This is a genomic window from Zhengella mangrovi (genome assembly GCF_002727065.1).
Classification (GTDB): domain Bacteria; phylum Pseudomonadota; class Alphaproteobacteria; order Rhizobiales; family Rhizobiaceae; genus Zhengella; species Zhengella mangrovi.
The window spans coordinates 98492-115778 of record NZ_PDVP01000014.1; the positions used below are offsets into that span (position 1 = coordinate 98492).

Below are 17287 nucleotides of genomic sequence, written 5' to 3' on the forward strand. Positions count from 1 at the left end.
GGTCAGACCAGGACGCCGTGGCAGTGCTTGAACTTCTTGCCGGATCCGCAGGGACAGGCCTCGTTGCGTCCGACCTTGCCCCAGGTGGATGGATCGTTCGGGTCGCGGTCCTGCGGCGGAACCTGGCGCTGTGCCGTATCGTCGTAGACCGCCTCGACCGGTTCGTCGAACTCGTCCATGCCGGTGGTCAGGTCGTAGTGGCTGCCTTCGCCTTCCGGCGCTTCCGGCATGGGTGCCTCGGCGGCCTGCTGGACGATCTCGACGCGCATCAACTGGGCAGTGACGACCTGGCGCAGGTTGGTCAGCATGCCCTGGAAGAGTTCGAAGGCCTCGCCCTTGTATTCCTGCAGCGGGTCGCGCTGGGCGTAGCCGCGGAAGCCGATGACCGACCGCAGGTGATCGAGATTGACCAGGTGCTCGCGCCACAGGTGATCCAGCGTCTGCAGCATGATGGATTTCTCCACATAGGTCTGCAGTTCGGGGCCGTAGCGCTCCAGCCGTTCATCGGCAGCCGTCTTCGCCGCAGAGGTCAGGCGTTCGACGATGTCGTCCTCGGCGATGCCTTCTTCCTTGACCCAGTCCTCGATCGGCAGGTCGAGGTTGAGGTAGGCCTGGACATCCTCCTTCAGGCCGGCGACATCCCACTGGTCGGCGTAGGCCTTTTCCGGGATCCGCTTGGCGACCATGTCGTCGATGACGTCCTGGCGCATCTCGGCCACGGTCTCCGACAGGTTGACGCCATCCATCAGTTCGAGGCGCTGTTCGAAGACCACCTTGCGCTGGTCGTTCATCACGTCATCGAACTTGAGAAGGTTCTTGCGGATGTCGAAGTTGCGGGCCTCGACCTTCTTCTGCGCTTTTTCCAGGGCCTTGTTGATCCAGGGATGGATGATGGCCTCGCCGTCCTTCAGGCCGAGCTTCTGGAGCATGCCGTCCATCCGCTCGGAGCCGAAGATGCGCATCAGGTCATCCTGAAGCGACAGGTAGAACTTGGACCGGCCGGGGTCGCCCTGGCGGCCGGAGCGGCCGCGCAGCTGGTTGTCGATGCGCCGGCTTTCGTGGCGCTCGGTGGCCAGGACGTAGAGGCCGCCGGCGGTCAGTGCCTCTTCCTTCAGCCGCTTGATGTCGTCCCGGATGGCGTCTTCCTTCGCCGTGCGCTCGGGGCCTTCGGGCATGTCGCCGAGTTCCTCGGCAATGCGCATGTCGGCGTTGCCGCCGAGCTGGATGTCGGTGCCGCGGCCGGCCATGTTGGTGGCGATGGTGATCGCGCCCGGGACGCCGGCCTGGGCGACGATGGATGCCTCGCGCTCGTGGTGGCGGGCATTGAGGATCTCGAAATCGGTCACGCCCTCGCGGCGCAGCAGCTCGGCCAGGAATTCCGACTTCTCGATGGAGGTGGTGCCAACGAGGATCGGCTGGCGCTTGGCGCTGGCGTCCTTGATCTCCTGGACGATCGCCTTGTACTTCTCCTCGAAGGTCCGGTAGACCTCATCGTCCTCGTCCAGGCGCTGGATCGGCAGGTTGGTCGGAATTTCCAGCACGTCGAGCTCGTAGATGCTGCCGAATTCCTCGGCCTCGGTGGAGGCCGTGCCGGTCATGCCCGACAGCTTGTCGTACATGCGGAAGTAGTTCTGGAAGGTGATCGAGGCGAGCGTCTGGTTCTCCGGCTGGATCTGGACGCCTTCCTTGGCTTCCAGCGCCTGGTGCAGGCCCTCGGAAAAGCGGCGGCCTGGCATCTGGCGGCCGGTGAACTCGTCGATGATGACGATCTCGCCATTGGCAACGATATAGTCCTTGTCGCGCTGGAACAGCTTGTGGGCGCGCAGGGCGTTGTTGGCGTGGTGAACGATGGCGACGTTCTCGACGTCGTAGAGTGATTCGCCCTTCAGAAGGCCGGCCCCCGTCAGGAGCTGTTCGATCTTCTCGGTGCCCTCCTCGGTGAAGGTCGCCGTCTTCTGCTTCTCGTCGATTTCGAAATCGCTGTCGAGAAGCTGCGGAATGTAGCCGTCGACCTGGACGTAGAGTTCGGAGCGGTCGTCGAGCGGGCCGGAAATGATGAGCGGCGTGCGCGCCTCGTCGATGAGGATGGAGTCCACCTCGTCGACGATGGCGTAGTTGTGCCCGCGCTGGACCATGTCCTCGCGCTGGTACTTCATGTTGTCGCGCAGGTAGTCGAACCCCAGCTCGTTATTCGTGCCGTAGGTGACGTCGCAGGCATAGGCCGCCCGGCGCTCCTCATCGGACATGCCGTGGACAATGATGCCGGTCGACAGGCCGAGGAAACCGTAGACGCGGCCCATCCACTCGGCGTCGCGGCGCGCCAGGTAGTCGTTGACCGTGACGACATGGACACCCTTGCCTTCCAGGGCGTTGAGGTAGACGGCGAGCGTGGCGACCAGCGTCTTGCCCTCACCGGTCCGCATCTCGGCGATGGAGCCCTCGTTGAGCACCATGCCGCCGATCAACTGCACATCGAAATGCCGCATGCCGAGGACGCGGCGGGATGCCTCGCGGACGGTCGCGAAGGCAGGGACAAGCAGGGCATCGAGCTTGGCCCCGTTCGCCAGGTCGTCGCGGAACTGGCGGGTGCGACCTGCCAGTTCGGCGTCGCTCAGGGCCGCCATCTCGTTTTCCATGGCATTGATGGCTTCGACACGCGGGCGCATCGCCTTGATGCGACGGTCGTTGGCCGAGCCGAAAATCTTGCGGGCAAATCCGCCGAAACTGACCATATCGGTCCTCTCAATCTCGATCGTCCGACCCTGGCAGAAGGCCGGTTGCGGGGGACGGGCCGGGGCGCCGGTTTTCCGGAAGGCAGCGCCGAGATCCGCCGGCCATGCGCAACACAAGTTCTGGACGCACGGTCGCAGGACAGATAAGAGGGGGCACATGCGATGTCAACGCCGCCGGTCGGTGGCGCGGCATGCCCATTTCGGCCACATTTACCGGTTTTCCAGACCGGCAAACGATCCCACTGGAGTTAGCTCACATGCCTGTTTCGATCCGCCGCCTCTCTGCCGGCCTTTCTGCCGCCATCCTTGCCGCCGGTCTCGCTTGCGCGCCGGTCTTCGCGGCGGACGACACGGTCGTGGCAACCGTCAACGGCATGAACATCACCGACGGCGATCTCTCGCTGGCCATGGCCAACCTCGACCAGCAGTTCGCCCAGCTTCCCGAGGACCAGCGGCGCGGCGCGGCGCTCTCGGCGCTCATCGAGATCCGCCTGCTCGCGTCGAAGGCCAAGGAAAAGGGCTACGACAAGGACCCGGATTTCCAGAAGCGGATGGCATTCCTGCAGGAACGCGCGCTGCATTCCGAGTTCGTGGACAAGGAAGTCGCCGCCGCCGTGACCGACGAGATGGTGCGCGCGCGCTATGACAAGCAGCTGGCCGACACGCCGCCCTCCAACGAGGTTCATGCCCGGCATATCCTCGTCAAGACGAAGGAAGAGGCCGAGGCCATCATCAAGGAACTGGATGGCGGCGCGGATTTCGAAAAGCTGGCCAAGGAGAAGTCGACCGGTCCGTCCGGACCGAACGGGGGTGACCTCGGCTATTTCCGCCAGGGCCAGATGGTGCCGGAATTCGAAAAGGCCGCCTTCGGCCTTTCCGCAGGGGCTTACTCGGAAGAGCCGGTCAAGACACAGTTCGGCTGGCATGTCATCAAGGTGGAAGACAAGCGCGCCGTTCAGCCGCCGGCCTTCGACGAAGTCAAAGACCAGATCCGCTCGGCCTTGCTGCGTGAAACCTATTTCGACATGGTCAAGAAGATGCGCGAGGCGGCCAAGGTCGACGTGGTCGACGAGAAGCTGAAGGGCACCGTCGAAGAAATGAACAAGGCCCAGTAACCGGCCGCACCCACGGAGCGCCCCCGCCATGGCTTCCCCTGTTTCCCCGCTCGCGCCCAAGGTGCGGCCCGACATGCCTGTCATCGAGGGGGTCGCCATGGCGACCGCCGCTGCCGGCATCAAGTACAAGGGCCGGACCGATCTCCTGGTGATGACGTTCACGCCCGGCACGGAAGTGGCCGGGGTGTTCACGCGGTCGAAGTGCCCGTCGGCACCGGTGGATTTCTGCCGGGCGAACCTGCCGCATGGCAGCGCGCGCGTCCTCGTGGTCAACTCGGGCAATGCGAATGCGTTCACCGGGCGCAAGGGCAGCGAGGCAACGGCGGCAACGGCAGCAGCGGCTGCAGCGGCCGCGGGGTGCGGCGAGAACGAGGTCTTCCTGGCCTCGACCGGCGTGATCGGCGAACCGCTGCCGGCAGACCGTTTCACGGGTCTGCTGGCCGATGTGACGCAATCGGCGGCCGCCGACCAGTGGCACGGCGCCGGCGAAGCCATCATGACAACCGACACGTTCCCGAAATATGCGACGGCCACGGTCGATCTCGGCGGCGTTCCGGTGACCATCAACGGAATTGCCAAGGGTGCCGGCATGATCGCGCCCGACATGGCGACGATGCTCAGCTTCATTGCGACCGACGCCCCGATCGAGGCGGCGGCGCTGCAGGCGATGCTGTCGTCTGCGACGGGGCCGACGTTCAACGCGGTGACGGTGGATTCCGACACGTCGACCAGCGACACGCTGCTCCTGTTTGCCACGGGCAAGGCGGAAGGACGCGGTGCGCCGCGCATCTCCGACCCGGCCGATGGCCGGTTGGAGGCCTTCCGCGAAGCCCTTTTCGACGTCATGCAGGATCTCGCGCTGCAGATCGTGCGTGACGGCGAGGGCGCGCGCAAGCTGATCGAGGTCCAGGTGACCGGAGCCGAAAGCAACGCCTCGGCGAAGCGCATTGCGCTGTCGATCGCCAATTCGCCGCTGGTGAAGACGGCGGCGGCGGGCGAGGACGCCAACTGGGGCCGCGTCGTCATGGCTGTCGGCAAGGCCGGCGAACCCGCGGACCGCGACCGCCTCGATATCTGGTTCGGCCCGATGCGGCTGGCGCGCCAGGGCGAACGCGATCCGGACTACTCGGAAGCCAAGGCGTCGGAGTACATGAAGAACGACGAGATCGTCATCCGGGCCGATATCGGCCTGGGCGACGGTCATGCGACGGTCTGGACCTGCGACCTGACCAAGGAATATGTCGCCATCAACGGCGACTACCGGAGTTGAGCGCGGGGTGGTCGGACCGGTGAGACGGATTGCTCCGGAAGATCTCGGGATCGTCAGGCGCTTCGAGGCGGCGGGCTTTCGTGCCTGGCCGGCAACCTCGATCCAGTACGACGGGACCTGGGCGATCCGCCTGACGGCCAGCCACCCGGCCAAGCGCCTGAACTCGATCAACCCGCTCGACCCGGCCGACGTGCGCGACATCACCGGGCGCATCGCCCGGGCGGCGCCGCGTTTCGAAGCCTACGACCGAGACCTGGTGCTGCGGCTGTCGCCGCTGGCGGGCGAGGAACTGACGCTGTGGTGCGATGCGCGCGGCTGGGAACGGTTTGGCGAATCCATCGTCATGATCGCCGACATGGCGTCGCTCGACCTCGACGGCACCATGGACCAGCTGCCGATGCGCGACGTGGCGCGCTTCTCTGCCGCCCACCTTGCCGTGCGCGGGCTCAATGCCTCGATGCGCGCGGGCATATCCGAGGTCGTGAACACGATCGAACCGGAGACGGGGCTGTTCCTGGCCGAGGTCAACGGCCAGGCGGTGACCACCGCCATCTGCGTCCATGACGGCGACCTCGCCGGTCTGTTCGAGGTGGCGACGGCGGAGACCTTCCGGGGGCAGGGCCATGCCCGCAACACGGTGCTCTCGGCGCTGAAATGGGCGCGGATGCGGGGCGCGAGAACGGCGTGGCTGCAGGTGGAGACGGCCAATTACCCGGCGGTCGCGCTCTACAGCAGCCTCGGCTTCCAGACCCTCTATTTCTACCACTATCGCAAGCCGGGCAGCGCGGGTCGATGACCATGGAAGCGACCCGGCCGATCCTTCTCGTGGCCGCCTGCGCGCTCGTCGATACCGACGGCCGGGTGCTGCTGACGCAACGGCCCGAGGGCAAGGCGCTGGCCGGTCTCTGGGAATTCCCGGGCGGCAAGGTGGAAGCCGGTGAAACGCCGGAGGAAACCCTCATCCGCGAACTGGAGGAGGAGATCGGCATCCGGACGAAGACGGCCTGCCTGGCGCCGCTGACCTTCGCCAGCCACACCTACGAGACCTTTCACCTGCTCATGCCGCTCTACGTCTGCCGACGCTACGAGGGGCAGCCGCGCGGCCTGGAGGGCCAGGCGATCAAGTGGGTGCGGCCGAAGGACATGCGCGGCTACCCGATGCCGCCGGCCGACGAGCCGCTGATCCCCTTCCTCATCGACCTGCTGTGAGCGGGCGCACGGCGCTGGACGCGCATGTCGCGGCGCCTGGCAGTCCGTCCATCGCGGCGGAAAATTCTCCCTCGTAACGAACAATTAGCGTTAATCGATCGTTTAGCCCTGCATGGCATCATGATGCCGGGTCGCGCGAAGTTGCGCTTGTCTTGGTTGAGTTCCTGGGGGTTTGAGAATGGCTAACAGTTCGGATTGGTACACGCCGCGGGGCAGTGTTCGCAGCAGCGCCAGCGCCGCGAGCATGGGCGTCCTGCGCGTCGTCCTGCTTTTCGGTTCGGCTGCAGCCGCGCTGGCGGTTATCCTGACCCCGATCGCCGACCGGCAATCGCGAAATTACGCGCAAAACGTCATTAGTCCGGGGATCGACCGGATTTCCACCGGTTCTGTCCAGCGCTATTCCGGAAAGTACACGGTGCGCCGCTCGGTCCTTCAGAACAGGCCGGATTCGGTCTGCATCATCCGGGACAACGGTGTGCGCAACGGCGACTGCTGACGGCGCAGGCACAGTCCATACCAGAAATCAGGGGTCAATTGTCGCGGGCCTGATTCCATCAGGGCGGCGCCGGCCATTAACCTTTCATGAAGTCGGGCATCGTACATTAGGCCATCAGCGGAGGCCGAACTGAATCGATGATGCACCTGATCAAGACATTCCTGCTGGACGAGCGAGCCGCAACGTCGATCGAGTATGCTCTGATCGCGTCGATCATCTCCATCGGATTTCTTGCCAGCGCCGGTTCGATCGGTTCCAACCTCATCCTGAAGTTCAAGCCGATCGAAACGGAACTGCAGCAGTAGCCGTCCGGATGCCCGTCACTCCGGGGTCCGGTTCAGTGCGCTGGCGAGCGAATGACTGGCGGAACCCGGCTTCAACGGTTTTTGCTGCGAAGCATCCGGGGCCCAGCCCGACAGCCAGACAATCGAGAAGGTGGCGCGGATCCTTCCGTCCGGATCGCTGAACCGTTCCGCGTACACTTCCACCGCCCGTTCGAGGACCGCGCGACGCAACGGCTTGCGGCTGCGGCGGTGCAGCGCGTTGGTGGCCGCCATGGCGCGCAGGTCGTGCATCAGGGACAGGGCGTTGGCATAGCGCACTGTCACGGTTTCGAAATCGGTGACGGGCAGGGCGAAGCCCGCCCGCTGCAGCAGGGCGCCGGCGGCGCGCACATCGGCCAGCGGATGCAGCCGCGGCGCAGCACCGCCGCTGACTTCGGTCTCGGCCGCCAGCAGACTCTCGCGCAGTTCGGCCAGCGTGCCGGTGCCGAGCATGGCTCCCAGGAACAAACCGTCCGGCTTCAGGCTCTTGCGGATCTGGGCAAGCATGCCGGGGGTGTCGTTCACATCCTGAAGGGTCAGAAGGCTGACCGCGAGGTCGAGGCTCTGCGGTTCAAGGCCGACCGTTTCCGGCCCCGCCTGCCGGGTGTCCCCGGCGAAGGCGGGAAAGGCGGGATCCGCCTCGACCGAGACGAGGGAGCGGACCTTTCCTGATCCCTCCAACACATCGTGCGCATGGGGCGTGATGCAATGGAGCAGGCCGGCGCGCTGAAAGGTCCGACCGGTGGTCGAAAGCCGGAGCGCGAGGTCTTCGGCCGCCTGGCGCATGAGAAAGTCCGCGCCCTCGACGGGGCGGGCGAGGGCGCGCCGGCGCCGGGCAAGAACCTGTTCACTGTCGAAGACGGTTTCCAAGGTGGCGTTTCCCAGGTTGCGAGGGCGCAATTTCAGGGTGCATAGTGCGGCGCCTTCTGGTGCGGAGAGGTGGCGGATCGTGGCCGGATGATCAAGGGGCTCGTGGAAAAATTGGGCAACGAGGCGGCCCGCGTGCTGTTTCCGCCCGTCTGCCCGGGGTGCCGGCGGCTGGTCAGCGAACCGGGAACGCTGTGCGGAACCTGCTGGCCGCAGCTCCGCCTGATCGAGCACCCGCTCTGTCCGGTGTACGGCACGCCGTTCTCGCATGACATGGGAGAGAACTTCCTCTCGGCCGAGGCCATCGCCAATCCGCCGCCCTTTTCCCGGTGCCGGTCGGCCGCCGCCTATGACGGCGCCGCACGGCAACTGGTGCAGGCGCTCAAGTACAACGACCGGACCGATCTCGCCCGGTGGATGGCCAAGTGGATGCTTCGCGCCGGTCACGACCTCATCGCCGACGCGGAGGTCGTCGTCCCGGTGCCGCTGCATCCCTGGCGGTTTTTCCGGCGGCGGTTCAACCAGTCGGCGGAGCTCGGCCGTGCACTCGCCGAGCGGACCGGTCTTGCCTGCGAGCCCGGCGCGCTGGTCCGCAGGCGCAAGACACGCCAGCAGGTCGGGCTGGCACGGTCCGAGCGCGAGGCAAACGTGCGCGGCGCCTTCGTCGTGCCGGAGGCCATGGAGATCGCGGTGCATGGCCGGCGGGTGCTGCTGATCGATGACGTCTACACCACGGGGGCGACGGTGAGCGCCGCGACGCGGGCGCTGAAACGGGCGCGGGCGGCGGACGTGGACGTGCTGACTTTCGCGCGCGTCCTGCCCGGGGACTTCCAGAGCGTTGCAACGGAGCCTATATAGCGGGAGAAACAGGGAAACCTTTGAATGGTTGAAGTGACGATCTACACGCGCATGTTCTGCGGCTTCTGCACGGCGGCCAAGCGGCTGCTCGACAGCAAGGGCGTGGCCTATACCGAACACGACGCGACCTATTCGCCGGACCTGCGGCGCGAGATGATCGAGCGCTCTTCGGGCGGCTCGACCTTCCCGCAGATCTTCATCGGCGATGTCCACGTCGGTGGATGCGATGACCTGCACGCGCTGGACGCCGCCGGGGAACTGGACGGGCTGCTGGCCACGGGCAAACTGGCCTGAGGAGCCGACCACAATGACGCGCTTCGTGGCCGCCTGCATCCAGATGCGCTCCGGTACCGATCCGGACGGCAATATCGCTGCGATGGAGGCGATGGTGCGCGAAGCCGCCGCTGCCGGCGCGCGCTACATCCAGACACCGGAAATGACCGGCGCGGTGCAGCGCGACCGCAAGGCGCTGTTCGCGGTGCTCAAAGGCCAGGACGATGACCCCGTCGCGGCGCGGGCTGCGCAACTGGCCGGCGAACTGGGCATTTTCCTCCACGTCGGATCGACGGCCATCGCCGTGGCGGACGGCAGGATCGCCAACCGCGCCTTCCTGTTCGGTCCCGATGGCGGCCTGGTCTCCACCTATGACAAGATTCACATGTTCGACGTCGATCTCGACAATGGCGAAAGCTGGCGGGAATCATCCGTCTATTCACCGGGCAGCGAGACGGTGGTCGCCGATCTCCCGGTCGCAAAGATCGGACTGTCGATCTGCTACGACCTGCGCTTTCCGCAGCTTTTCCAGGCGCAGGCGCTGGCCGGCGCCCAGGTTCTGACGACGCCCGCGGCCTTCACGCGGCAGACCGGCGAAGCGCATTGGCACACGCTGCTTCGCGCCCGCGCCATCGAAAACGGCGCCTGGGTGATCTCGGCCGCGCAGGGCGGAACGCATGCCGACGGGCGCGAGACCTATGGTCATTCGCTGATCGTCGATCCGTGGGGCCGTGTCGCCGCCGACAAGGGCGATGCCGAGCCGGGCGTGCTGCTGGCGGAGATCGATACCGACGCGGTGGCCGAGGCCCGGGCAAAAATTCCCAACCTGAAGAATGCGCGCGACTTCGACGTGCGGGTCGCGCCGGGCGGGGGAGCGGCATGATCCGGTTCTCGCTGGCCTGCGACCGGGGCCACGACTTCGACGGCTGGTTCCGCGGCAACGACGATTTCGACAGCCAGAACGCGCGCGGGCTCGTTTCCTGCCCGTCCTGCGGCTCGACGGCCATCTCGAAGGCGCTGATGGCGCCGGCGGTTTCGACGGCGCGCCGCAAGGAGAAGATGGCGCTGGCCGTCTCGGCAGAACAGAAGGCCGCCATGGCGAAGCTGCGCGAACTGGCGAAGGCGGCGATCGAGAATTCCGAGGACGTCGGCGAGCGCTTCGCCGAGGAAGCGCGCAAGATCCACTACGGCGAGGTGGAATCCCGGGCCATCCGCGGCGAGGCCAACATCACCGAAGTGTCAGAACTGCTGGAGGAAGGCGTACCGGTGATGCCGATACCCGCCTTGCCGGACGACAAGAACTGATCCTGACCGCAGGCCGGCCTAAGCGCCGGGCCGGGACGCAAGCACCATGTAGTTGACGTCGAGGTCGCGCGAGCGCGCCCAACGGTCGGCCAGCGGGTTGTAGGACACGCCGCTGCGCTCCAGAACGGTCATGCCGGTCGGGGCGAGGGCGGCATCGAGTTCTGCCGGCGTGACGAGCTTCTCGTACTGGTGAGTGCCTTTCGGCAGCCAGCGCAAAACGTATTCCGCTCCAAAGATGGCAAGGCCCCAGGCCTTCATGGTGCGATTGATCGTGGCGATGAACATCAGGCCGCCCGGCTTCACCATCTCGGCGCACTTGCGCATGTAGAGGTTCACGTCGGCGACGTGCTCGACCACTTCCATGTTCAGGACGACGTCGAAGCGCTCCCCGGCATCGGCCAGCGCTTCGGCCGTGGTGGCGCGGTAGTCGATGTCGAGGCCGCTTTCGGCGGCGTGGATACGGGCGACCTCGATGTTGACCTCGGAGGCGTCGGCGCCGGTGACGGATGCGCCGAGACGGGTCATCGGCTCGCTGAGCAGGCCGCCGCCGCAGCCGATGTCAAGGAACCGCAGGCCATCGAACGGGCGGGTGGCGCGGGCATCAAGGCCGAAGTGGGCGATCACCGACTGGCGGATGTAGTCGAGCCGGACGGGATTGAACTTGTGCAGCGGGCGGAACTTGCCGCGCGGGTCCCACCACTCGGCGGCCATGCGCGAGAAGCGCTCGACCTCGGCGCTGTCGATGGTGGTCTGGCCGGTGTCCGTCATCGCGTCGCTTCCTTTTCGTCACACTGCTTTTCCGGACAGGGAAGTCGGTCGCCGGTCGCAGAAAGTCAAGGCGTCAAAGCGATGCACAACCTTGCGAAAGCCCAAGCGATTGGATATGCAGACCGCGCACGGCGCTCCGGCTACCCACAACAGGCGGGGCGCTTTCCTTGTGACGGGCGCCTTCGCGGCAGTCCGCCATCGTTCAGGACAGTCGGCGGCATTGCATGGCGCGTATCGTTATGAAATTCGGGGGCACATCGGTTGCGGACCTGGACCGCATCCACAATGTTGCCCGGCACGTGAAGCGTGAAGTGGACGCGGGCCACGAGGTGGCCGTGGTCGTCTCCGCGATGGCCGGCAAGACCAACGAACTGGTCGGCTGGGTGCAGGCGATGCCGAAGGTAACCGGCGCGGCCTCTCCGTTCTTCGATGCCCGCGAATACGATGCGATCGTTGCCTCCGGCGAACAGGTCACTTCCGGCCTGCTGGCCATCGCGCTGCAGTCGATGGGCATCAATGCCCGGTCCTGGCAGGGCTGGCAGATCCCGGTGAAGACCGACAATGCGCATGGCGCGGCCCGGATCGCCGATATCGACGGCAGCGACCTGATCCGCCGGTTCGGCGAAGGCCAGGTGGCGGTGGTCGCCGGATTCCAGGGCATTGGCCCGGACAACCGCATCGCGACGCTCGGGCGCGGCGGGTCCGACACGTCGGCCGTGGCCATCGCGGCAGCCGTCAAGGCGGACCGCTGCGACATCTACACCGATGTCGATGGCGTCTACACCACCGATCCGCGGATCGAACCCAAGGCGCGCAGGCTGCCGAAGGTCTCGTTCGAGGAAATGCTGGAAATGGCGTCGCTCGGCGCCAAGGTGCTGCAGGTGCGCTCGGTCGAACTGGCCATGGTGCATAAGGTGCGCACCTTCGTGCGATCCTCCTTCGAGGATCCGGATGCACCCGGCATGGGCGATTTCGACAATCCGCCCGGAACTCTCATTTGCGACGAGGATGAAATCGTGGAACAGCAGGTCGTTACGGGTATCGCCTATGCCAAGGACGAGGCACAGATCTCGCTGCGCCGCGTCGCCGACCGCCCGGGTGTCTCGGCGGGGATTTTCGGGCCCCTGGCGGAGGCCAACATCAATGTCGACATGATCGTCCAGAACATTTCCGAGGACGGATCGAAGACCGACATGACGTTCACGGTTCCGACCGGCGACCTCGACAAGGCGCTGGCCGTGCTGGACAAGAACCGCGACACGGTCGGGTTCGATGCCGTGCAGTCGGAAGGCGGGCTGGTCAAGGTATCGGTCATCGGCATCGGCATGCGCAGCCATGCGGGCGTTGCGGCCACGGCGTTCAAGGCGCTGGCGGAGAAGGGCATCAACATCCGCGCCATCACGACATCCGAAATCAAGATATCGATCCTGATCGATGGTCCGTACGCGGAACTTGCAGTTCGTACGCTCCATTCCGTATACGGGTTGGACAAGGCCTGACTCGGACAACCTGACTCGGGCAGCGAACCGGCGGGCAAACAAGCCGGGCGCATGACAAGGCGGGACCAATCGAATCGCGGGGCGGGGTGGCGCAGCCATTCCGGCTGCGTGGCCCGAACCTGTTGGAGGTGGAAACATTCATGGCGGAGTATGCGGTCGGCCCCCGGGTTCTGCTCAAGCGTCTGCGCGAGATCATGGCGGAGGCGCTGGAGCCGCAGGCGCGCCTGGACCGGATCGTCGCCGAGATCGCGCGCAACATGGTGGCCGAGGTCTGCTCGCTCTACGTGCTGCGCGCCGACGGCGTGCTGGAACTCTACGCCACCGAAGGCCTCAACCCGCAGGCCGTCCACCTGGCGCAACTGCGTCTCGGGCAGGGCCTCGTCGGCACGATCGCGGCCTCGGCGCGGCCGCTGAACCTGGCCGACGCGCAGACCCATCCCGCCTTTACCTACCTGCCGGAGACCGGCGAAGAGATCTACTCCTCCTTCCTCGGCGTGCCGATCCTGCGGGCCGGGCGCACGCTCGGCGTTCTGGTCGTCCAGAACAAGACACAGCGCGTCTACCGCGAGGACGAGGTCGAGGCGCTGGAAACCACGGCCATGGTCATCGCCGAGATGATCGCGACCGGCGACCTGGCCAACCTGTCGCGGCCGGGCATCGAGCTCGACCTGCGGCGCCCGGCGACCTTCCGGGGCGTTGCCTTCTCCGAAGGCGTCGGCCTGGGGCACGTGGTGCTGCACGAGCCGCGCATCGTCGTCACCAACCTGTTCGCCGAGGACACGGACGCGGAACTGGAGCGGCTGGAAAAGGCGCTGAGTTCGCTGCGGCTGTCCATCGACGATATGCTCACGCGCACCGAGATCGCCTTTGACGGCGAGCACCGGGCGGTGCTGGAAGCCTATCGCATGTTCGCCCATGACCGCGGTTGGGTGCGGCGGCTGGAAGAGGCGATCAACAACGGTCTGACCGCTGAAGCCGGCGTGGAAAAGGTGCAGAGCGACATGCGCGCGCGCATGATGCATGTCACCGATCCCTACATCCGCGAGCGGATGAACGATTTTGACGACCTCGCCAACCGGCTGTTGCGCCAGCTCATGGGCCGCAGCCCGGAAGACCTGGCCGCCAGCCAGCCACGCGACGCGATCATCGTCGCCCGGTCCATGGGGGCCGCGGAACTGCTCGACTACCCGCGCGAGCGGCTGCGCGGCCTGGTGCTGGAGGAAGGCGCGGTCACCAGCCACGTGGTCATCGTGGCGCGGGCCATGGGCATTCCCGTCGCCGGGCAGGTGAAGGGCGTCGTTTCCATGTCGGAAAACGGCGATGCCATCATCATTGACGGAGATGACGGCTCGGTTCACCTGCGGCCGCAATCCGACATCGAGCAGGCGTTTGCCGAGAAGGTGAAATTCCGTGCCCGGCGGCAGGAACTCTACCGTTCGCTGCGCGACCGGCCGGCGGTGACCAAGGACGGACAGCACATCGACCTGCACATGAACGCCGGGCTCGCGGTGGACCTGCCGCAGCTGGCCGAATCGGGAGCGGAAGGCATCGGCCTGTTCCGCACGGAGCTGCAGTTCATGGTCGCGGCCACGTTTCCGCGCGCCGAGGAGCAGGAACGGCTGTACCGGCAGGTGATCGACATCGCCGAGAACAAGCCCGTGACCTTCCGGACGCTCGACATCGGCGGCGACAAGGTGCTGCCCTATTTCGCGGCGTCGCAAACGGAAGAAAACCCGGCCCTGGGATGGCGGGCGATCCGGCTGACGCTGGACAAGCCGGGGCTGTTCCGGACGCAGATGCGGGCGCTGCTGAAAGCGGCGGGCGGCCGGGAACTGCGCGTGATGCTGCCGATGGTGACCGATGTTTCGGAGATCCGGGCCGCGCGGGCGATGATCGACCGGGAAGTGCGCCACCTGTCGCGATTTGCGCACCTGCTGCCGACGCGGCTGAAGCTGGGCGCCATGCTGGAAGTGCCGGCGCTGCTGTGGCAATTGCCGGAACTGATGCGCGAGGTGGATTTCCTCTCGGTCGGTTCCAACGACCTGTTCCAGTTCATCATGGCGGCCGACCGCTCCAACTCGCTCGTTTCCGACCGGTTCGATCCGCTATCGGCGCCCTTCCTGCGGGTGCTGCGCCAGATCGTCGAGGCGGCCAACGCGGCCGGCAAGAGCCTCACCCTGTGCGGCGAACTGGCGGGGCGGCCGCTATCGGCCATGGCGCTGGTCGGAATCGGCTTCCGCGCCATCTCGATGGCCCCGGCGGCAATCGGTCCGGTAAAGGCCATGCTGCTGGACCTGGACGCTACGGCGCTGAACGAGAAACTCACCCACGCGCTCGATTCGACCGGACGCCAGGACATTCACGCGCTGCTGCGGGATTTCGCGCGCGCTCACAACATTCGGCTGTGACCGGTCCATGACCGCTCTTCCCTCTGATCGACTGGCGCAGGTGCTCAAGCGGTTCAACATGCTGGAGGCGCAGATGGCCTCCGGTGTCGAGCCGGATGCCTATGTGAAGATGGCCTCGGAATACGCCGAACTCGAGCCGCTGGCCAGGAAGGTCCGCGACCTGGCGGCGGCGCGCGACGAGCTCGAGGGGCTGGATGTCTTGCTGGCGGACAAGACGACCGACCGCGATATGCGCGACCTGGCGGAGATGGACTACCCGGATGTCGAGGCGCGTATCGAGGCGCTGGAAAGCGATATCCGCATCCTGATGCTGCCGCGCGACGCGGCCGACGAAAAGAGCGCCATCCTCGAAATCCGTGCCGGAACGGGCGGTTCGGAGGCGGCGCTGTTCGCCGGCGACCTGTTTCGCATGTACGAACGCTATGCTGCGGACCATGGCTGGAAGGTGGACGTCGCCTCGGCCAGCGAAGGCGAGGCAGGCGGCTACAAGGAAATCATCGCCAGCGTGTCGGGCAAGGGCGTTTTCTCGCGGCTGAAGTTCGAATCGGGCGTTCACCGGGTGCAGCGCGTGCCGGTCACCGAAGCGGGCGGGCGCATCCACACCTCGGCGGCGACGGTGGCGGTTTTGCCGGAAGCCGAGGATGTCGACATCGACATCCGGCCCGAAGACATCCGCATCGACACGATGCGGGCCTCCGGCGCCGGCGGGCAGCACGTGAACACGACGGATTCGGCGGTGCGCCTCACGCACCTGCCGACGGGCATTGTCGTCACCTCGTCGGAAAAGTCCCAGCATCAGAACCGGGCGCGCGCCATGCAGGTGCTGCGGGCGCGGCTCTACGACCTTGAGCGGGAGAAGGCAGCCGACGAGCGCTCGGAGGCGCGGCGGCTGCAAGTGGGGTCCGGCGACCGTTCGGAGCGGATCAGGACCTACAATTTTCCGCAGGGGCGCGTCACCGACCACCGCATCAACCTGACGCTCTACAAGCTCGACAAGGTCATGGAAGGCGATCTCGACGAGATCATCGATGCGCTGGTCGCCGATCACCAGGCCGCGTTGCTGGCGGCCGAGGGTGGTGCCTGAGCATGCGTCTCGATGCGCTGCTGGCCGAGAGCCGCCGGACGCTCGGCGATGCGGGCATCGGCGAACCGGGCACCGACAGCCGCCTGCTCGTCTGCCAGCTTCTCGGGCTGGATACGGCCGCCCTGATCGCCGGGGGCGATCGCGAGGTCGATGCGGAACAGGTCAAGAGGGTTCGCGCGGCGGTCGCGCGGCGGGCCGTCGGCGAGCCGGTCCACCGCATTCTCGGCGCGCGCGCCTTCCGAAACCTGGTGCTGTCGCTGTCACCGGACACGCTGGAGCCAAGGCCGGACACGGAAATCCTGGTCGACCTCGTGCTGCCGCACCTGCGGCGCATGGTGCGCGACGGCAGGGCCCCCCGGGTGCTCGACCTGGGGACAGGAACCGGAGCCATCCTGCTGGCGATCCTCGACGAGGTTCCCGAGGCGACCGGGCTCGGCGTGGACATTTCGCCCGGTGCCATCGCCACCGCGGCAGGAAACGCCGCATCCGCCGGCCTGGATAGCCGGGCGTCGTTCCTCGTCTCGGACTGGTTTTCGGCCGTCGCGCCGGCTTTCGATGTCATCGTTTCCAATCCGCCCTATATACCGACAGACGACATCGCGGACCTGTCGCGCGATGTGCGCGACCACGATCCGCGTACCGCCCTCGATGGCGGGGCCGACGGTCTGGATCCTTACCGGCTGATTGCACGGCAGGCCCGGGAGCATCTCGCGGCAGGGGGGCTTGTCGCCGTCGAGCACGGTTTCGATCAACGCGAAGCGATTTGCCGCCTGTTCACCGAATCAGGTTACAATGTGGCAGAGGCGGCACGGGATCTGGGTGGGAGAGATCGTGCCATCCTGTTCAAATTGCAGTAGGAAATGGCGGGCAGGGGAACGGCGAAAAAAAGCTTGGCATTGTGCCCGATTGGCGATAGTTTCGGGCTACCGGAAGGAAAACAGGTCTTGAACCTGATGTGCATCCGGTTCCCGCTGACCAAAAAGGAAGCTCTGGAAGGCTGGTGCGAAATGCATCGCCGGGCGCGCGCTGAAAACACAATCAGTAACGTTGATCGCTGCGCCAGGACCTGTCAGCCAGATT

The 17287-nt window shown here is 66.1% G+C and carries 17 protein-coding genes; 14 read left to right on the forward strand and 3 right to left on the reverse strand.

The features are described 5' to 3' along the window. Window positions 1-2 precede the first annotated feature (2 nt). Entirely contained in the window at window positions 3-2732 is a 2730-nt protein-coding gene (gene secA, locus CSC94_RS18620; protein ID WP_099307878.1) for a preprotein translocase subunit SecA, read from the reverse strand. A 257-nt stretch (window positions 2733-2989) separates the two neighbouring features. Here secA and CSC94_RS18625 point away from each other — a divergent pair, with 257 nt between their 5' ends. The 6 genes from CSC94_RS18625 to CSC94_RS18650 all read left to right on the forward strand — a co-directional run bounded on the left by CSC94_RS18625 (window position 2990) and on the right by CSC94_RS18650 (window position 7127). Continuing rightward, window positions 2990-3847 (forward strand): peptidylprolyl isomerase, encoded by an 858-nt coding sequence (locus tag CSC94_RS18625; RefSeq protein ID WP_099307879.1) that lies wholly within the window; start codon window positions 2990-2992, stop codon window positions 3845-3847. 28 nt (window positions 3848-3875) lie between these two features. Then, window positions 3876-5117, forward strand: coding sequence for a bifunctional glutamate N-acetyltransferase/amino-acid acetyltransferase ArgJ (gene argJ / locus CSC94_RS18630; RefSeq protein ID WP_099307880.1), 1242 nt, complete (start codon window positions 3876-3878; stop codon window positions 5115-5117). A gap of 19 nt (window positions 5118-5136) precedes the next feature. Beyond that, entirely contained in the window at window positions 5137-5913 is a 777-nt protein-coding gene (locus tag CSC94_RS18635) for a GNAT family N-acetyltransferase (protein WP_245408409.1), read from the forward strand. A gap of 2 nt (window positions 5914-5915) precedes the next feature. Beyond that, a complete protein-coding gene (mutT, locus tag CSC94_RS18640; protein ID WP_425356533.1) occupies window positions 5916-6326 on the forward strand; it encodes an 8-oxo-dGTP diphosphatase MutT in 411 nt (136 codons plus the stop codon). Window positions 6327-6504: 178 nt separating this feature from the next. Next, complete coding sequence (locus tag CSC94_RS18645) at window positions 6505-6822, forward strand: hypothetical protein (protein WP_099307883.1); 318 nt, start codon at window positions 6505-6507, stop codon at window positions 6820-6822. Window positions 6823-6959: 137 nt separating this feature from the next. Further along, on the forward strand, window positions 6960-7127 hold the full coding sequence (locus CSC94_RS18650) for a Flp family type IVb pilin (protein WP_099307884.1): 168 nt from the start codon (window positions 6960-6962) through the stop codon (window positions 7125-7127). A gap of 15 nt (window positions 7128-7142) precedes the next feature. Here the strand turns inward: CSC94_RS18650 and CSC94_RS18655 are convergent, their stop codons facing one another. Then, window positions 7143-8015: a methyltransferase domain-containing protein gene (locus CSC94_RS18655; protein WP_099307885.1), complete on the reverse strand. Its 873-nt coding sequence runs from the start codon at window positions 8013-8015 to the stop codon at window positions 7143-7145. 87 nt (window positions 8016-8102) lie between these two features. Between CSC94_RS18655 and CSC94_RS18660 the strand changes: the two genes are divergently transcribed. Genes CSC94_RS18660 through CSC94_RS18675 form a run of 4 tightly spaced genes read left to right on the forward strand, consistent with a single transcriptional unit; the run spans window position 8103 to window position 10448 of the window. Beyond that, window positions 8103-8870 (forward strand): ComF family protein, encoded by a 768-nt coding sequence (locus CSC94_RS18660; RefSeq protein ID WP_099307886.1) that lies wholly within the window; start codon window positions 8103-8105, stop codon window positions 8868-8870. A gap of 24 nt (window positions 8871-8894) precedes the next feature. Beyond that, a complete protein-coding gene (gene grxC / locus CSC94_RS18665) occupies window positions 8895-9164 on the forward strand; it encodes a glutaredoxin 3 (protein WP_099307887.1) in 270 nt (89 codons plus the stop codon). Between the two features lie 13 nt (window positions 9165-9177). Then, a complete protein-coding gene (locus tag CSC94_RS18670; RefSeq protein ID WP_099307888.1) occupies window positions 9178-10026 on the forward strand; it encodes a carbon-nitrogen hydrolase family protein in 849 nt (282 codons plus the stop codon). After that, window positions 10023-10448 carry a DUF1178 family protein gene (locus CSC94_RS18675; RefSeq protein ID WP_099307889.1) on the forward strand — a complete coding sequence of 142 codons (426 nt, stop codon included), beginning with the start codon at window positions 10023-10025 and terminating at the stop codon, window positions 10446-10448. The genes CSC94_RS18670 and CSC94_RS18675 overlap by 4 nt, the downstream gene beginning before the upstream one ends. An 18-nt stretch (window positions 10449-10466) precedes the next feature. On the opposite strand, the gene ubiG is transcribed toward CSC94_RS18675, so the two are convergent. After that, on the reverse strand, window positions 10467-11216 hold the full coding sequence (ubiG, locus tag CSC94_RS18680) for a bifunctional 2-polyprenyl-6-hydroxyphenol methylase/3-demethylubiquinol 3-O-methyltransferase UbiG (RefSeq protein ID WP_099307890.1): 750 nt from the start codon (window positions 11214-11216) through the stop codon (window positions 10467-10469). A gap of 224 nt (window positions 11217-11440) precedes the next feature. On the opposite strand from ubiG, the gene CSC94_RS18685 reads away from it, so the two are divergent. From CSC94_RS18685 to prmC, 4 genes are all read left to right on the forward strand, one after another. Next, entirely contained in the window at window positions 11441-12715 is a 1275-nt protein-coding gene (locus tag CSC94_RS18685) for an aspartate kinase (RefSeq protein ID WP_099307891.1), read from the forward strand. A gap of 140 nt (window positions 12716-12855) precedes the next feature. Continuing rightward, window positions 12856-15123, forward strand: coding sequence for a phosphoenolpyruvate--protein phosphotransferase (gene ptsP, locus CSC94_RS18690; RefSeq protein ID WP_099307892.1), 2268 nt, complete (start codon window positions 12856-12858; stop codon window positions 15121-15123). Between the two features lie 7 nt (window positions 15124-15130). After that, the gene (prfA, locus tag CSC94_RS18695; RefSeq protein ID WP_099307893.1) at window positions 15131-16207 is read left to right on the forward strand and encodes a peptide chain release factor 1; all 1077 of its coding nucleotides are present in this window, start codon (window positions 15131-15133) and stop codon (window positions 16205-16207) included. Window positions 16208-16209: 2 nt separating this feature from the next. Continuing rightward, entirely contained in the window at window positions 16210-17064 is an 855-nt protein-coding gene (gene prmC, locus CSC94_RS18700) for a peptide chain release factor N(5)-glutamine methyltransferase (protein WP_165784505.1), read from the forward strand. Window positions 17065-17287: the final 223 nt, after the last annotated feature.

Excerpts from the sequence above, each read along its gene's own strand:
- secA (WP_099307878.1), bottom strand. The coding sequence starts at position 2,732 with ATGGTCAGTTTCGGCGGATTTGCCCGCAAGATTTTCGGCTCGGCCAAC.
- CSC94_RS18625 (WP_099307879.1), top strand. The coding sequence starts at position 2,990 with ATGCCTGTTTCGATCCGCCGCCTCTCTGCCGGCCTTTCTGCCGCCATC.
- argJ (WP_099307880.1), top strand. The coding sequence starts at position 3,876 with ATGGCTTCCCCTGTTTCCCCGCTCGCGCCCAAGGTGCGGCCCGACATG.
- mutT (WP_425356533.1), top strand. The coding sequence starts at position 5,916 with ATGGAAGCGACCCGGCCGATCCTTCTCGTGGCCGCCTGCGCGCTCGTC.
- CSC94_RS18645 (WP_099307883.1), top strand. The coding sequence starts at position 6,505 with ATGGCTAACAGTTCGGATTGGTACACGCCGCGGGGCAGTGTTCGCAGC.
- CSC94_RS18650 (WP_099307884.1), top strand. The coding sequence starts at position 6,960 with ATGATGCACCTGATCAAGACATTCCTGCTGGACGAGCGAGCCGCAACG.
- CSC94_RS18660 (WP_099307886.1), top strand. The coding sequence starts at position 8,103 with ATGATCAAGGGGCTCGTGGAAAAATTGGGCAACGAGGCGGCCCGCGTG.
- grxC (WP_099307887.1), top strand. The coding sequence starts at position 8,895 with ATGGTTGAAGTGACGATCTACACGCGCATGTTCTGCGGCTTCTGCACG.
- CSC94_RS18670 (WP_099307888.1), top strand. The coding sequence starts at position 9,178 with ATGACGCGCTTCGTGGCCGCCTGCATCCAGATGCGCTCCGGTACCGAT.
- CSC94_RS18675 (WP_099307889.1), top strand. The coding sequence starts at position 10,023 with ATGATCCGGTTCTCGCTGGCCTGCGACCGGGGCCACGACTTCGACGGC.
- ubiG (WP_099307890.1), bottom strand. The coding sequence starts at position 11,216 with ATGACGGACACCGGCCAGACCACCATCGACAGCGCCGAGGTCGAGCGC.
- CSC94_RS18685 (WP_099307891.1), top strand. The coding sequence starts at position 11,441 with ATGGCGCGTATCGTTATGAAATTCGGGGGCACATCGGTTGCGGACCTG.
- ptsP (WP_099307892.1), top strand. The coding sequence starts at position 12,856 with ATGGCGGAGTATGCGGTCGGCCCCCGGGTTCTGCTCAAGCGTCTGCGC.
- prfA (WP_099307893.1), top strand. The coding sequence starts at position 15,131 with ATGACCGCTCTTCCCTCTGATCGACTGGCGCAGGTGCTCAAGCGGTTC.
- prmC (WP_165784505.1), top strand. The coding sequence starts at position 16,210 with ATGCGTCTCGATGCGCTGCTGGCCGAGAGCCGCCGGACGCTCGGCGAT.